The 15,453-nt window shown below is 63.5% G+C and carries 14 protein-coding genes; 7 read left to right on the top strand and 7 right to left on the bottom strand.

Annotated elements, in window-relative coordinates:
* The first annotated feature begins 117 nt into the window (after positions 1 to 117).
* Together AT395_RS14155 and AT395_RS25845 are read left to right on the top strand one after the other, a co-directional pair.
* Positions 118 to 1,113, top strand: coding sequence for an aldo/keto reductase (locus tag AT395_RS14155; RefSeq protein WP_042116088.1), 996 nt, complete (start codon positions 118 to 120; stop codon positions 1,111 to 1,113).
* 46 nt (positions 1,114 to 1,159) lie between these two features.
* On the top strand, positions 1,160 to 2,095 hold the full coding sequence (locus tag AT395_RS25845; RefSeq protein WP_048629538.1) for a universal stress protein: 936 nt from the start codon (positions 1,160 to 1,162) through the stop codon (positions 2,093 to 2,095).
* Between the two features lie 92 nt (positions 2,096 to 2,187).
* On the opposite strand, the gene AT395_RS14145 is transcribed toward AT395_RS25845, so the two are convergent.
* Positions 2,188 to 3,447: an NAD(P)/FAD-dependent oxidoreductase gene (locus AT395_RS14145; RefSeq protein WP_042116085.1), complete on the bottom strand. Its 1,260-nt coding sequence runs from the start codon at positions 3,445 to 3,447 to the stop codon at positions 2,188 to 2,190.
* Between the two features lie 298 nt (positions 3,448 to 3,745).
* Between AT395_RS14145 and AT395_RS14140 the strand changes: the two genes are divergently transcribed.
* Positions 3,746 to 4,999 (top strand): MFS transporter, encoded by a 1,254-nt coding sequence (locus tag AT395_RS14140; RefSeq protein ID WP_042116084.1) that lies wholly within the window; start codon positions 3,746 to 3,748, stop codon positions 4,997 to 4,999.
* 47 nt (positions 5,000 to 5,046) lie between these two features.
* Here the strand turns inward: AT395_RS14140 and AT395_RS14135 are convergent, their stop codons facing one another.
* The 6 genes from AT395_RS14135 to AT395_RS14110 form a co-directional block, all read right to left on the bottom strand.
* Positions 5,047 to 5,874, bottom strand: coding sequence for an ABC transporter permease (locus tag AT395_RS14135; RefSeq protein WP_042116083.1), 828 nt, complete (start codon positions 5,872 to 5,874; stop codon positions 5,047 to 5,049).
* A gap of 27 nt (positions 5,875 to 5,901) precedes the next feature.
* On the bottom strand, positions 5,902 to 7,155 hold the full coding sequence (locus tag AT395_RS14130) for an ABC transporter permease (protein ID WP_048629627.1): 1,254 nt from the start codon (positions 7,153 to 7,155) through the stop codon (positions 5,902 to 5,904).
* Between the two features lie 23 nt (positions 7,156 to 7,178).
* Positions 7,179 to 8,225: an ABC transporter substrate-binding protein gene (locus AT395_RS14125; RefSeq protein ID WP_042116081.1), complete on the bottom strand. Its 1,047-nt coding sequence runs from the start codon at positions 8,223 to 8,225 to the stop codon at positions 7,179 to 7,181.
* A gap of 2 nt (positions 8,226 to 8,227) precedes the next feature.
* Positions 8,228 to 9,409: an ABC transporter ATP-binding protein gene (locus AT395_RS14120; protein WP_048629537.1), complete on the bottom strand. Its 1,182-nt coding sequence runs from the start codon at positions 9,407 to 9,409 to the stop codon at positions 8,228 to 8,230.
* Positions 9,410 to 9,434: 25 nt separating this feature from the next.
* Complete coding sequence (locus tag AT395_RS14115) at positions 9,435 to 10,583, bottom strand: aromatic ring-hydroxylating oxygenase subunit alpha (protein WP_042116079.1); 1,149 nt, start codon at positions 10,581 to 10,583, stop codon at positions 9,435 to 9,437.
* Positions 10,584 to 10,753: 170 nt separating this feature from the next.
* Positions 10,754 to 11,683, bottom strand: a complete 930-nt coding sequence (locus AT395_RS14110; RefSeq protein ID WP_042116078.1) for a LysR family transcriptional regulator — start codon at positions 11,681 to 11,683, stop codon at positions 10,754 to 10,756.
* A 191-nt stretch (positions 11,684 to 11,874) separates the two neighbouring features.
* Here AT395_RS14110 and AT395_RS14105 point away from each other — a divergent pair, with 191 nt between their 5' ends.
* The 4 genes from AT395_RS14105 to argE are packed head-to-tail and all read left to right on the top strand — an operon-like array spanning position 11,875 to position 15,431.
* Positions 11,875 to 13,140, top strand: a complete 1,266-nt coding sequence (locus AT395_RS14105; RefSeq protein ID WP_048629536.1) for a flavin-containing monooxygenase — start codon at positions 11,875 to 11,877, stop codon at positions 13,138 to 13,140.
* Positions 13,141 to 13,150: 10 nt separating this feature from the next.
* Positions 13,151 to 13,588: a RidA family protein gene (locus AT395_RS14100; RefSeq protein ID WP_048629535.1), complete on the top strand. Its 438-nt coding sequence runs from the start codon at positions 13,151 to 13,153 to the stop codon at positions 13,586 to 13,588.
* Positions 13,589 to 13,597: 9 nt separating this feature from the next.
* Positions 13,598 to 14,275: a DUF1028 domain-containing protein gene (locus tag AT395_RS14095; RefSeq protein WP_048629534.1), complete on the top strand. Its 678-nt coding sequence runs from the start codon at positions 13,598 to 13,600 to the stop codon at positions 14,273 to 14,275.
* The gene (gene argE, locus AT395_RS14090; RefSeq protein ID WP_042116074.1) at positions 14,268 to 15,431 is read left to right on the top strand and encodes an acetylornithine deacetylase; all 1,164 of its coding nucleotides are present in this window, start codon (positions 14,268 to 14,270) and stop codon (positions 15,429 to 15,431) included. The genes AT395_RS14095 and argE overlap by 8 nt, the downstream gene beginning before the upstream one ends.
* Positions 15,432 to 15,453: the final 22 nt, after the last annotated feature.

Genomic DNA, 15,453 nt, shown 5'->3' with positions numbered 1-15,453 from the left:
GCACGCTCACGTTTTTTTCCGGAATCGCGCATACTGTGTGTCTCGCCCGCGCAAGCGGGCGGCGCAGTCTTGCATCGCCGTTTGCTATTGCCTGATTCGAACACTCCGGGAGTTACCGTGCAATACACGAAATTCGGCCGCACCGGCCTGACCGTTTCTCGCCTGTGCCTGGGTACCATGACGTTCGGTCTTCAGACCGAAGAAGCCGCGAGCCACGCGATTCTCGACCGCACGTCGGACGCAGGTGTCAACTTCATCGATATCGCCGACGTCTATCCGCTCGGCGCCGATACCTCGCTCGCCGGGCGCACCGAAGAGATCGTGGGCCGCTGGCTCAAGGGGCGGCGCGACAAGTTCATCGTTGCCACCAAGGCGTGCGGGCAGATGGGGCCGTCGCCGTGGGACAAGGGCGCCTCGCGCAAGCACTTGCTGGACGCCATCGATGCCTCGCTGAGCCGCCTTGGTACCGACTACGTCGACCTCTACCAACTGCATTCGGACGACACCGATACGCCGATCGACGAGACGCTCGAAGCGCTCGACACGATCGTCAAATCGGGCAAGGCCCGCTATATCGGTGTGTCGAACTACCTCGCGTATCGCCTCGCCCGGGCGCTGGGCCGTGCCGACGTGCTGCGCGTCGCGCGTTTCGTGTCGGTGCAGCCGCGCTATAACCTGCTGTTCCGCCAGATCGAACGCGAACTGTTGCCGCTCGCGAGTGAAGAAGGGTTGGCCGTCATTCCTTACAACCCGCTCGCAGGCGGACTGCTGACCGGCAAGTACCGGCACGACGCTACGCCGAACGAAGGCCGCTTCACGGCAACGGTCGGAAAAGCCGGCGCGATGTATCAGCAGCGCTACTGGCACGAGCGCGAGTTCGAGACCATCGAAACGCTCAAGGACATTGCGAAAGATGCCGGTGAGTCGTTGACGCGTCTGTCACTCGCCTGGGTGCTCGCAAACCCCGTCGTGACCTCGGCCATCATCGGGGCGAGCCGCGTCGAACAACTGACGGAGACACTGGGTACCATCGATTACACGCTCGGGCCGGACCTCAAGGCGAAGCTCGACGAAGCATCGCATGCCTATCGCTGGGGCGACGCAGCCCGATAAGCGTTGCGTCGCTGTTGTTCCTTGGACTCCTCACGCGAGGCCGATCATGACAAAACGCATTCTGCTGGCAACCGACGGTAGCGAATCTTCGCGCCGTGCGCTGCGCGAGGCTGCTGCCTTCGCACGCAACGGCGACGCGATCCGCGTAATTCATACGGTGGAGGATCCCGTCAACTTTTTGACGGCGGCTTTCGGCAAGCTCATCGATCTGGAGCAAGTGCGCCGCGACATGCAGCGCGAGGGCGAGGAAGATCTTGCCCGGGCGGTGCTGTATCTGCGTGAGGAGGGGTTCGACGCGCAGGCGCACCTGCTCGATCTGCGCACCACGGGCGAGACCGTTCCCGAGGCGATGACGCGAGAGGCTTACGAGTGGGGCGCCGACATCATCATTGTCGGCACGCATGGCCGTAGCGGTGTGCGTCGCGCCATGCTGGGCAGTATTGCCGAGCAGATTCTGCGCAGCGCAGAGGTGCCCGTAATGCTGGTGGCGGGCGAGGCGCGGCCGCATTTGCCGCTGCGCTCGGGCGGGCATTACGAGCGCATTCTCGTGGCGCTGGACGACAGCGAGACCTCGCGTCGCGCGTTCGAATATGCGCTGACGCTGGCGCGCACGCATGGGGCGTTGCTGCGGGTGGTGCACGTACTGGATTTGCCGGGACCGTTTCTTGCCGGCTTCGATCCGGAACCGTTGCTCGATGCAGTGCGCGCGGTAGGAGAGCAGGTGCGTAGCTGGGCGACGAAAAGGCTACATGAGGCCGGGGTGCCCGGCGAGATCGAGATGCGCGAGATTCAGCCGGTGGGCGAGGGCGTTGCCGATCAGATCATCGCCGCCGGGAAGGACGCCGACGTGAATGTCATCGTACTCGGCACACATGGCCGCCGAGGCTTCCGACGCTTCACGCTAGGCAGCGTGGCAGAAGACACGGCCCGTCACGCGGGCCGCCCGGTATTGTTGCTGCCAGCGCATGCGCCTTTAACGTGAGGCGCGTGGCAGACAGTGACGCGCGCCGGGCGACCGTGCCCAACGCGCGTGAGGCGCGTGATGGGCGTCACGCGAGATAAGTCCGTTCGCTGTCAGACCGCGGGGCCAAGTTCGGCCAGCAGCGTCTTGAGCGGCGTGGCGGCGTCGGCCAGACGGGCAGGATCGATCACAGCACGGCGGCCCACGAGTTCGCGCGCCGCCAGAAACTCCTGCGCACGGTTGATACTCGCCGCAGCGACCACGGCGCCATCGCGCAGGTAGAACAGCATGAAGACGGCTGCGCCTTGTGCGTCGGGCAGACGACGTTCGACCACCGCGTCGTGGCCCTCGGTCATGCCGACCATTTGCAGCTTCGCGTTGAACTGATCGGACCAGAACCACGGTGCGGTCGCCACGGCCTTCGGCGTGTCGCCATGCACCACGCTCGCGGCCACCTTGGCCATTTCGCTGGCGCTCGGCACCGATTCCAGACGGATACGGCGGCCCAGCGCCGGATGCTCGTGATGCGCGCAATCACCCACGGCCAGAATGGCCGGATCGCTCGTGCGAGCGAATTCGTCCACGACGATGCCGTTCTCCACCACCAGACCGGCAGCCTGTGCGAGTTCGGTGTTCGGAATCAAACCGATGCCGACGACCACGACGTCGGCCGGCAGACGCTTGTCGCCCGCCACGACGGCCACGACCTGACCGGCGGCGTCCTGTTCCAGCGCCGTGACGCCCACGCCGACCTGCACATCCACCCCGTTCTCGCGGTGCAACGTCGCGAAGAACCCGGCGAGATCGGCTTCCGCGACACGCGCCAGAAGGCGCGGCGCCGCTTCTAGCACCGTCACGCTGGTGCCCGCCTTCACGGCGCTTGCCGCCACTTCCAGTCCGATGTAACCGCCACCGATCACCACGACACGCTTGCCCGGTGTGAGCGCGTCGCGCAAACGCTGGGCATCGGCAATGTTGCGCAGGTAATAGACGTTTGGCGCATCGCCGCCCGGCATGGGCAGCGGGCGCACGCGGCCACCGAGGGCCAGCACCAGATGGTCGTAACCGAGCGTTTGGCCGTCGTCGAACGTCACGGTGCGGGTGGTGCGATCGATGGCCGTGGCCGTTACGCCGAGGCGCACATCGATCTCGGCCTTCTCCCAGGCATCGGCCGGGCGGATCAGCAAGCTGGCTTCGTCGGCCTGACCGGCCAGAAATGCCTTCGATAACGGCGGACGACGATAGGGCAGATGCGTTTCGCTGCCGGCGAGCACGATGCGGCCCGTATAACCGAGTTGACGCAGCGCGAGGGCGGTTTCGCCGCCTGCCTGACCCGCGCCGAGGATGACAGTGGTGGAAGTAGGTTCGGACATGAGGATGAGAGCGAGAGAAATCGGCCGTCAGTGTAATGCATCGGCGCACGGGCGGCGTCTTGAATACCGCGAAGGTGGCCGCCCCGTCGGGCTATCCGGCGCAATGCCCCCTGATTTGCGCAACGTCCGGAAACTGACCGGAATCCGGAGTGTTTGGTCAGGTAAAACCTTCGTCGCAAAGCTGTCTTTCAAGTATTTATGCGGGGTTTCGGCCCGTTTTCATCGACTTGCATGGTCTCCCGAATTAAGGCGTACAGTAATTTCGTCGCGCAACATTGCCACCGACGGAGGAGACGCCATGTCCTGGACACGTGAACAGAAGCATGTGGTAACGGCAAGCTATCTTGGGTGGACGCTAGACGCGTTCGATTTTTTCCTGATGGTGTTCGTACTCAAGGACATCGCGAAGGAGTTCAATACCGAACTGGGCAGCGTGGCATTTGCGTTGTTGCTGACGCTGGCCATGCGCCCGGTGGGGGCCTTTATCTTCGGGCGTTTGGGAGACAAATTCGGGCGGCGGCCGGCCATGATGGCGAGCGTGCTGCTCTACGCGCTGCTCGAACTTGCCTCGGGCTTCGCGCCAAGTCTGACGGTGCTGCTGATCCTGCGCGCGCTCTTCGGTATCGCGATGGGCGGCGAGTGGGGGGTGGGCGCTGCGCTCACGATGGAGAGCGTGCCGACGCACGCGCGCGGTATCGTCTCGGGCCTCTTGCAGGCGGGCTATCCCAGCGGGTACCTGCTGGCCTCGGTGGTGTACGGGCTTTTCTATGACAGCATCGGCTGGCGCGGTATGTTCTTTGTCGGAGTGCTGCCCGCACTGCTCGTGCTCTACATCCGGCGGCATGTTCCGGAATCGCCTGCCTGGAAGAGCGGGGCGGCGGAGCGCGCTGCGCCGCGTGCGAACTTCCTTCAGGTACTGACCCGAGACTGGAAGCTGGCGCTGTACGCCATTGTGCTGATGACGGCGTTCAACTTTTTCTCGCACGGCACACAGGATCTCTATCCGACCTTTCTGCAAGTGCAGCACAAGTTCGACACCCACACGGTGAGCTGGATCGCCATCACCTACAACATTGGCGCGATTATCGGCGGGCTGTTCTTTGGCGCAATCTCCGAGAAGATCGGCCGTCGCCGGGCCATTATCATCGCCGCGCTCATCGCGCTGCCGGTGCTGCCGCTGTGGGCGTTCTCCAGCGGTGCCGTGCTGCTCGCGATCGGTGCATTCCTGATGCAGATCTCGGTGCAGGGCGCGTGGGGTGTGATCCCGGCGCACCTGAACGAGTTGTCGCCCGACGAGATTCGTGCGACGTTCCCGGGACTCGTCTATCAGCTCGGGAACTTGCTCGCATCGGTCAACGGCAACCTGCAGGCGAGCATTGCCAAGGCGCACGACGGCAATTTCGGGTTGGCCATGGCGCTCGTGGCCGGCACGGTGGCCGTGGTGATCTCGGTGATGGTCTACTTCGGGCGTGAACGGCGCGGTGTGGTGCTTGGCACCGGGAGCGACGCGGCGGCCGACGGTTTGCCGCCGGGCGCGTCGACTGTGCGCTAAGCCTCGCACAAGGTCTGCGAATCGGGTAACGACGACACGCCGGCGCATCAGTTCAGCGCCTGGCTCGCCGCCGTTGCCCGTCCTCGCAGCCAGTTGATGCTCGCGAACAGCAGCACGGCGAACACGATCAGCATGGTAGCGACCGCGAGGATCGACGGATCGATTGAATCGCGAATGCCGCTCCACATCTGGCGCGGCACGGTCTTCTGATCCGGCCCGCCGATGAAGAGGATCACGATGACCTCGTCGAACGACGTGGCGAAGGCGAACACGCTGCCCGTGGCCACGGCAGGTGTAATGAGCGGCAGCGTCACGCGCCGGAACGTGACCCAGGGCGTGGCGCCGAGGCCGGACGCCGCACGCAGCAAGCTCTGATCGAACGACAGCAGCGAGGCCGTGACAGTGATGACGACGAACGGCGTGCCCAATGCCGCATGCGCCAGAATCACGCCCGGGTAGGAGTTCACGAGTCCGAGCGGCGCGAAAATCAGGTAGAACCCCGCCGCCACGACAACGATGGGCACGATCATCGGCGAGATGATGATCGGCATGATGATCGAGCGCATCGGGAACTGCGAACGGCTCAGGCCGAGCGCTGCAAGTGTCCCCAGACACGTTGCAATCAACGTCGATGCCGCACCGATGCCGAGACTGTTGAGCAGCGCGCGCTGCCAGTCGGGGCTGGTCAACGCCTGCTGATACCAGCGCAGGGAGAAGCCGCTCAGCGGGTAAGAGAAGTACGAGCCCGCGTTGAACGAGAGCGGGACGATCGCGAGGATCGGCGCAATCAGGAAGAACAGGGTGAGCGCCGTATGTGCGCGCACCCAGCGCGACGCCACGCGCTCCGTCAGTACGGTATTGCGTTTATCCGCCATGGGGGTGTCTCCTATGACGCGAACGAATCAACCGAAGCGCAGCCGGTCGATGCCGACGATGCGGTTGAATATGAAGTAGAAGACCGCCGTGAAGATCACGAGATACGCCGAGAGCGCACCCGCGAGTCCCCAGTTGAGTTGCGTGTTGGTTTGCATGGCGATGAGCTGGCTGATCATCTCGTCGCCGGCCCCGCCGAGCAGCGATGGCGTGATGTAGTAGCCCAGCGCCAGCACGAAGACGAGAAAACACCCGGCGCCCACGCCGGGCAGCGTTTGCGGGATGTACACGCGCACGAATGCCGTGAACGGATGTGCGCCAAGCGATTTCGCCGCGCGCATGTACACGGACGGCACACTCTTCATCACCGAGTAGATCGCCAGAATCATGTACGGCAGCAGCACATGCGTCATGCCGATCAGCACCCCCGTGCGATTGAAGATCAGCGGCACAGGGTGGGTGGTGAGGCCCAGACCCGACAGCAGGCTGTTGATGACCCCGCCAGGTTGCAGCAACACGTACCACGCCGTGGTGCGAACCAACAGCGATGTCCAGAACGGCACGATCACGAACAGCATCAGGCGATTGCTTTGCTTCTCGGGCAGATTCGCCAGCAGCCACGCGACCGGGTAGCCGAGCACGAGGCACAGTAGTGTCACGGTGGCGCTGATGGAAATGGTCCGCATGAACGCTGCGCGATACACGGAGGCGTTCTCAGGCAGCGAGGCAATGGCGCCCTGCGGCGTGACCTGCGCGTCCATGCCGGCGAGCAGATAGTCTGGCGTGGGTGAGGTGGCGGCACGCTTGAGCAAATGCCACGTCTCGGATGAGCCCCACCGTTCGTCGATCTCGATCAACGCGGGCTTCCAGGCGGGCGGTGCGTCGTCGCCGACGGCGCGAGCCGTGCGCATGAGCAGACCGCGAAACTCCGGCTGGGCGAAGTTCATGCGCCGGGCAATGGTGCCGAGTTGTCCGCTCTCGCTCGCTTGCTTCAGACCGGCGGCGAGTTGGGCGAACGTCGCCTCGCCGGGCACCCCGTTGCCGTCCCATGCATCCAGCGCGCGGGCGAACTGCGGCATGCCGTCGGCGATTTCCCGATTCTGCACGCTCCGGGCCAGCAGCAGTGCGATGGGGGCGATGAACGTGGAGAGCAGAAACACGATCAACGGCAACGCGAGCATCAGCGCCCGCATCGACGCGCGCCGTTGCACACTGCGGTAAGCGGCGAGTCCTTCGGCGCTTGCCGGCGCGCCGGGCGATGTGGCGTGAATCGATGCGGGCATATCGGTCATCTCGTGCTGTGGCGTTATTGCGTCAGCCAGACCTGGAAGCGCTTGTTGATCGCGTCGGCGTTATCGGCCCAGAAGCCCGCGTTGATCTGCACGGCGCGCTTGAAGTTCTCCGGCGCGGTTGGCATATCGGCCAGACGCTGCTTGTCGACCAATGCCACGGCGTCTTTGCGCGGCGGCGCATAGGCGATGTACTTCGACAGATCCGCCGACGCCTTCGGTTGCGACGCCGACACGATGAACTTCGCTGCCGTATCGGCATGCTTTGCCCCTGTCGGCACGCCCCACCATTCGAAGTCGTAGACCTGCGCATCCCACACAGCCTTGAACGGCTTCTTGTCCTTCTTGGCCGCGTCGTCGATGCGGCCGTTGTATGCCTGCACCATCACGACCGCACCGTCCGCGAGCAGTTGCGGTGCCTGAGCGCCAGACTCCCACCACACGATATTTTTCTTGATCGTGTCGAGCTTCTTGAAGGCGCGGTCCACGCCCGCGGGCGTAGCAAGCACTTTGTACACGTCTTTCGGATCGACGCCGTCGGCGATCAACGCCCACTCCATCGTGACCTTGGGCGACTTGCGCAGCCCCCGTTTGCCCGGGAATTTCTGCAGGTCGAAGAAGTCGTTGACGGTGCTCGGCGCCGTTTTCAGCTTGCTGGTGTCATAGGCATAGATGGTGGACCACACCATGCTCGCGACCGCGCATTCGCTGATCGAGCCGGGAATGAAGTCGCTGGTCTTGCCGAGCGTTTTCTTGTCGAATTTCCTGAGCAGTCCTTCGTCGCAGGCCGTGATGGCGTCGTTGGTTTCCAGGTCGATCAGATCCCACGTCGTGTTCTTGGCCTGCTCCATGGCCGAGAGCTTGGCCAGGCCGCCGTCGTAGGACTCGGTGGCGAAGGTCACGCCGGTCGCTTGCGTGAACGGCTCGAACCACGCCTTCTTCGCGGCTGCTTCGAAGGCGCCACCGAAAGTCACCACACTGAGCGTTTCCGCTGCGTGTGATGTGACGGCCGCAAACGCGAGGACCGCGAAGGCGGCGCAATGAGTTTTGATGGGAGTGCGCATGGTCAGTTGGCTCCTGCAGGTGCGGTCAAGATGAGGGACGGGGAAAGCGGGTTGGGAGAACGGATCGTCTGTGCCGTGCGCGGCGCGCATACGGCGAGAATCTTGCAATCGTCGTGACGCCACGCCACGTCGATGGTGTCGCCGGCGCCGGGCAAGGCATGGCGCTGGGTATTGGGAACTTTCACCACGATGGCGTCGCGCGAGCCAAGCGTGAGGTGCACACGATGGTGGTCGCCGCAGTACACGATCTCATCCACGCGGGCACGTACGACGTTGTTCTGCGGATCGGTGCTCAGGCCGTCCGGTCCGGGAATGTGCGCGCGCTCGGGGCGCAGCGCAAGCATCGCGTCGTCGCCGGCGCCCAGTCCTTGTTCGCAGCGGCCGCGAATCAGGCTGCCGTCCGACAGGGCAAGCGTCGCCCAGCCGTCATGCACGCTCACGACATGTCCCGTCAGGCCATTGTTCTCGCCCACGAAGTTGGCAACGAACGCGTTCTGTGCGTTCTCGTATAGTTCACTGGGTGGGGCGGCCTGTTGAATGCGTCCGTCGGAGAACACGGCCACGCGATCCGACATCGTCAGCGCTTCGGCCTGATCGTGCGTCACGTAGACAATGGTGAGCGACAGTTCGCGATGCAGCCGCATGATCTCGTACTGCATCGTTTCGCGCAGACGCTTGTCTAGCGCGCCGAGCGGTTCGTCCATCAGCACGACGCTCGGCTCGAACACCAGCGCACGCGCGAGGGCCACGCGCTGCTGCTGTCCGCCGGAGAGTTGCGCGGGCCGCCGATTGGCGAGGTGCGACAACTCGATCATGTCGAGTGCGCGTTTGACACGGATGTCTTGCTCTGCGCGGCTCACCCGCCTCACGGAAAGCGGAAAGGCGACGTTCTGCGCAATGGTCAGATGCGGAAACAGCGCGTAATTCTGAAACACCATGCCGATGTCGCGGCGGTGTGGCGGTTTGTCGTCCAGACGCTTGCCGTCCAGACGAATTTCGCCGTGCGTGGGCGACTCGAAACCGGCGAGCATCATGAGCGTTGTCGTTTTGCCCGAGCCGGACGGGCCGAGCAGCGACAAGAACTCGCCTTTGCTCACGTCGAGGTTCAGGTCGTCGACAACGCATTGCACGCCGTCATAAGACTTGCTCACGCCCGAGAACGAAATGAAGGATGAGGTCGACATCGTGATTGCGTCCTGTCTTCGAAACTTAGGGCTGCGCCAGCTTGGCGGCCAGGTAGCGGGCGAAATCGTAGTTCGGGCGCTCCAGCCGGCTCAGATGCCCCGGCCTGGCGAGCGGCGCGTGTACGCCTCGGAACACGGCCTCCACGCCACGCCGGTCTTCGGCGTTGACTTCGTCGAGCAGCGCCTTGAGCGTGACCATGTGAGCGTTGGCCTGCTCATCGGCAATGAACTCGGGTGAAAGGCCGCCACCGAAGCGGATATGCACGCGCTCGACGCCGCGCGGCTGAAGCACGAGATACCAGAAGTACCCGGGGGTGAGCGTGACGAGGTGCGTCGGGTAGATGGCGAGCAGGGCGGTGGTCTTGCGCCAGTGTCCTTCGAGCCGTGTATTGCCGGGATGCGCGTTGCCGATGGGCAGCGTGGCTTCCTTGGTGATCCAGTGGTAATTGAACGCCGGGTGGCCGGGCGGGCATTCCATTTCTTCGAGCTTCGAATGCGGGCCTACCGTGGCGCGGTGCAGCATCGGCAGGTGATAGCTCTCCATGAAGTTCTCGGCAAGGATTTTCCAGTTCGTATCCCAGACGTGCTCTTCATAGAAAGTTTCGATGTAGTCGGTCATGCCGTAAGGCGCGATCAGCTCGGTGAGACCGGCGAGCTGCTGGCCGACAGGCGGCGCGTCGTTATCGAGCGTTACATAGATCCAGCCTTGCCATTGCTCGCAGCGAATGGCCGGCAACCGATAGCTCTCCTTGCAGAAGCCAGCTTGCTGGTCCATCATCGGCGCGCCCTTGAGCGCGCCGTCGAGCGAGTAATTCCATGCGTGATACGGGCAGATGATTCGCCTGACGTTGCCACGGCCTTCGAGCAGCACCGACATGCGGTGCAGGCAGACGTTCGACATGGCGCGCAATTGCATTTGCTCGTCGCGCACCACGACGATGGGCTGGTCGCCGATCTGGGCGCTGAGGTAGTCGCCGGGTTCGGCAAGCGTGCTTGCCCGGCCCACGCACTGCCATTCGTGCGCGAAGATGTCGCGCTGTTCTCTTGCGAGAAATTCAGGCGACGTGTACACACCGGGCGGCATGGCCCGTGCGTCGTCGAATGAGCGTTCGCCACCTGCACGCAGCGCGTCGATCAGCGTTTGCACTGCGATCGTCTCTGTCTGGTCAGCCATGAAGCCCTCCGTTCATTCGCCGGAACGCATCAGGCAAAGCCCAGGCCTTAGCGCACCGCACTCAAGATGAACATCAATCTATCAAGCCAAATTGCCAGCCAAAATATTGTTTTCGGATACAGGGCAAAGGTTTTCCCTATGCAGCCGTCAATGGGCGCCGGCGCCGCGTGTCATTGCGACGACAGGTGCAGGCGGCGGATGTAGTTCTCGGAAAAGGAGGCAAAGCGCTCCACGACCCGGCGCGGTTTCATCGTGCGCGATTGGGCAATACCCAACATGGTGGCGTTGACGTTGTCCTTGAAGCGCTTGACGACGAACTCCTCGCCGTCCACCGTGCGATTCGACTTGAGCGGGAAATTCAGCAGGCTGTAGCCCAGCCCGTTCGCCACCATGCCGCGCACCACTTCCGGCTGCGAGGACCGGAACGCGGGCACGGGGCGATTGCCCACAGCGTCGAACAAGGCGGCGAAGTATTCGCGGCTGTGCGGCAGATCGAGCATGACGTAGGGCTCCGGCAACAGATCGGCGAGCGAGACCTTGCGGGCGCGCGCCAGCCGGTGCGTGCGCGGCAAGATGGCGTAGGGCGGCAGCGAGAGCAGCGGCGTGAAGGCAATGTCCTCGCTCAGATCGAGGCTGTAGGTGAGCACGATGTCGAGCGAGCCGTCGTGCAGGCCGCGCAGCAGCCCGTCCTGATGCGCCTCTACCGTGCGAAACGAGATGCCGGCGTGCTCTTGCGTGAAGTGACTGATGAGGCCGGGCATCAGCGGCGGCGCGAGCGAGGCGAGGCAGCCCAGCGCAATGGAGCCCGTCATGCCGCCGTCCATCTCTTTGGCGGTCATTTGCAATTCCTCGGCGGTCTTGAGCAGGTTGCGGGCCTGTCCGAGCAGGTCGCGCCCCGCTTGGGTGAGCGACAGGCCGCTCGCGTGATGCCGGATGAATAATTGCACGCCGAACGACACTTCGAGATCGGCGAGCGCCGTAGAGATAGAGGGCTGCGAAATATGCAGCCGTTTGGCCGCTGCGGTGAAGGACAAAACCTCCGCCGTGACCACGAAATAGCGCAATTGACGCAGCGAGTAGCGCAGGGGCTGATTGTCCATCGGCATCGCTCCATTGGGCGGCATGGTTCGAAGGCATTGTGAAACCGAAAAAAAAGTCTGCATAGTCAAATCCGATGCCTTGCATTTTTTAAATATATTTTTCGGATTCTGTCGAGGCGCGTAGATTGCCGCGAATGACCCACCCGTATGTGGGGCGTCGCAATCAATCTGCCTTCGGAAGGACGCAAGCCATGACAGTGCAAACAACGTCAATCGATACGCTCGTCGTGGGCGCCGGTCAGGCCGGCGTGGCGATGAGCGAGCACCTGAGCAAGCTCGGCGTGCCGCATCTCGTGCTGGAGCGCTCGCGTATCGCGGAGCGCTGGCGCACAGGACGTTGGGATTCGCTCGTGGCCAATGGCCCGGCTTGGCACGACCGGTTCCCCAACATGACGTTTGCGGGCGTCGATCCCGATGCCTTTGCGTCCAAGGAGCAGGTGGCGGACTACTTTGTCGACTACGCGCGCAAGATCGAAGCCCCCATCCGCACAGGGGTGGAGGTGACGAAGGTTGTGCGCAACGCAGGGCGTCCGGGATTCACCGTCGAGACGTCGGACGGCACGCTCGAAGCGCTGCGGGTGGTGGTGGCGACCGGACCGTTCCAGCGTCCGGTCATTCCGCCGATCGCGCCCAGAGACGCGCGTCTCACGCAGATACATTCCGCCGACTACCGGAATCCGGAGCAATTGCCGTCCGGCAACGTGATCGTCGTGGGCGCCGGATCGTCGGGCGTGCAAATCGCCGACGAGTTGAACCGCGCCGGCCGGCAAGTCTATCTGTCGGTCGGCCCGCATGACCGGCCGCCGCGCGGGTATCGCGGGCGTGACTTCTGCTGGTGGCTGGGCGTGCTCGGCGAGTGGGATGCGGAAGTCATGCGCCCCGGCAAAGAACACGTGACCATTGCCGTCAGCGGTGCGCGCGGTGGGCATACGGTGGACTTCCGGCGGCTGGCGCACGAGGGTGTCACGCTCACCGGCCTGACGCAATCGTTCGAGAACGGTGTTGCCCGGTTCCAGGCCGATCTCGCGGACAACATCGCCAGGGGAGACGAAAACTATCTGTCGCTCCTTGACGCAGCCGACGCCTATGCCGCGCGCAACGGTCTCGAATTGCCCGAGGAGCCCGAGGCGCGAGTCATTCCTGCCGATCCGGCATGCCTCACGCATCCGCTGCTGGAACTCGATCTGGAAAAAGCAGGCGTGACGTCGATCGTCTGGGCTACCGGCTATGCCGTCGATTTCGGCTGGCTGCAGGTCGACGCCTTCGATGAAAACGGCAAGCCCAGGCATCAACGCGGTGTCTCGAAGGAGCCGGGCGTGTACTTCCTCGGACTGCCATGGCTGTCGCGCCGCGGCTCGTCATTCATTTGGGGGGTGTGGCACGACGCAAGACATATCGCGGATCACATTGCCACCCAACGCAAATATCTCGCCTACTACGACACACCAACGAACTGAGGAACCGTCCATGAGCCAGCCTACGCATACTCGTATCCGCATGTTCAACACCAAGGATACGTACCCGAATCAATCGCTCGATAACGATCTGTGTCAGGCCGTGCGCGCTGGCAATACGGTCTACGTGCGCGGTCAGATCGGCACGGACTTCGACGGCAATCTGGTGGGGTTGGGCGATCCGCGTGCTCAAGCCGAGCAGGCGATGAAAAACGTCAAGCAGTTGCTCGAAGAGGCGGGCAGCGACCTGTCGCATGTGGTCAAGACCACTACCTATCTGACCGACGTGCGTTTTCGCGAGCCGGTCTACCGTGAAGTGGGCAAGTGGCTCAAGGGGGTGTTTCCAATCTCCACCGGACTCACGGTCGTCGCGCTGGGACAGCCCGAGTGGTTGATGGAAATCGACGTCATCGCGGTGATTCCCGACGGATGGACGCCCTCCGGCGCATAAGGAGCGCATATGACTTTCTCTATCGTGGGACGGTGCGCACGCACCGGGCAACTCGGCATTGCGATCAGTTCGTCGAGCATTGCCGTGGGGGCTCGGTGTCCGTGGTTGCGCGCGAACGTCGGTGCGGTTGCCACGCAAAACGTTACGCTGCCCGCGCTGGGGCCTCAAATTCTCGAGCGCCTGGCACAAGGCAATATCGACCCGGCAACGGCATTGCAGCGCGCGCTCGCCGAGAGCGAATGGCGCGAGTACAGGCAGGTCGCGGTGGTCGACGCGCAAGGTCGCACGGCGTTCTTCAGCGGTGATCAGGCGCTTGGCACGTATCACGCCGTGGCGGGCGAGCAATGTGTCGCGGCAGGCAACATGCTGACGAGCCGCGCGGTCATCGAATCGATGGTGCCGGCGTTCGAGCGCACGTCCGGCGCACTGGCAGACCGATTGCTGGCCGCAATGCACGCCGCGATGGCCAGCGGCGGGGAGGCCGGGCCGGTGCACTCGGCAGCGTTGAAGATCGTGGGCGATCTGGTGTGGCCCATCGTCGATCTGCGCGTCGATTGGGCCGACGACGATCCTATCGGCAAGCTCGACGGCCTATGGCAGGCGTATCGGCCGCAAATGCAGGATTACATCACCCGCGCTCTGAATCCCACGGCCGCGCCGAGCTACGGAGTGCCGGGCGATGAATGAGCTGTCGAGTCGCACGCTGCTCGAACGATTGATCGGATTCGCGACTGTCAGCCGCGATTCCAATCTGGCAATGATCGAGTTCATTCGCGATTACCTCGGGCAGCAGGGGGTGCAAAGCGAACTGTTCTACAACGACGAGCGTACCAAGGCGAATCTGTTTGCCACCATCGGCCCGCAGGATCGCGGCGGCATTGTGCTGTCGGGACACACCGATGTGGTGCCTGTCGACGGACAGGCGTGGACGGTAGATCCGTTCCGCCTCGTCGAAAAAGACGGACGACTTTACGGTCGCGGCACGGCCGACATGAAAGGGTTTCTGGCGTCGGTGCTCGCGGCAGTGCCGCATTTCATCGGACGCGAATTGCAGATGCCCGTGCATCTAGCCTTCTCCTACGACGAGGAGATCGGGTGCCTGGGCGTGCGGCCGATGCTTGCGGAGATCGCGAAGCGCCCTCACAAGCCGGTCTTGTGCCTGATCGGCGAACCCACGGCCCTCAAACCGGTGCTTGGTCATAAAGGCAAACTGGCGATGCGCTGTTGCGTGAAGGGGGCGCCGTGTCATTCCGCGTATGCGCCATATGGGGTCAATGCGATCCAGTACGCCGCGAAGCTCATTAATTGCCTTGAGGAAATCGGTGACGAACTCGCGCAACCGGAGCATCACGATACGCGATTCGATCCGCCGTACTCCACGGTTCAGACAGGCGTTATCAAGGGTGGCCGTGCGTTGAATATTGTGCCGGCCGAATGCGAGTTCGACTTCGAGGTGCGGGCCCTGCCGGGTTTCGATGCGAATCGCGTCGCGGACGCTCTGCAACGCTACGCCGACGAGGACTTGTTGCCCCGCATGCAGGCGATCAAGCCAGACACCGGCATTCGTCTGATTCCGCTGTCGGCCTATCCGGGATTGGCGACGCCACCCGACAGCGACGCCGCGCGTTTGCTGGCAACGCTGAGCGGATCGGACGACTTCGGCACGGTGGCGTTCGGCACCGAAGGCGGCCTGTTCAACGAGGTAGGGATTCCGACCGTGGTGTGCGGCCCGGGGAGCATGGATCAGGGCCACAAGCCCGACGAGTTCGTGAGCGTCGAGCAACTGGCGGGTTGCGACGCGATGCTGCGCCGCCTGGCGGCGCATCTGACGACGGCATCGTGACGCGTTGTCATGGGAACGCGGG

Origin of the sequence: Pandoraea apista (assembly GCF_001465595.2) — a bacterium.
In the GTDB taxonomy this organism is placed as follows: Bacteria; Pseudomonadota; Gammaproteobacteria; order Burkholderiales; family Burkholderiaceae; genus Pandoraea; species Pandoraea apista.
The sequence above is the reverse complement of the archived record's forward strand: the minus strand, read 5'-3'. Positions and strand labels throughout refer to the sequence as shown.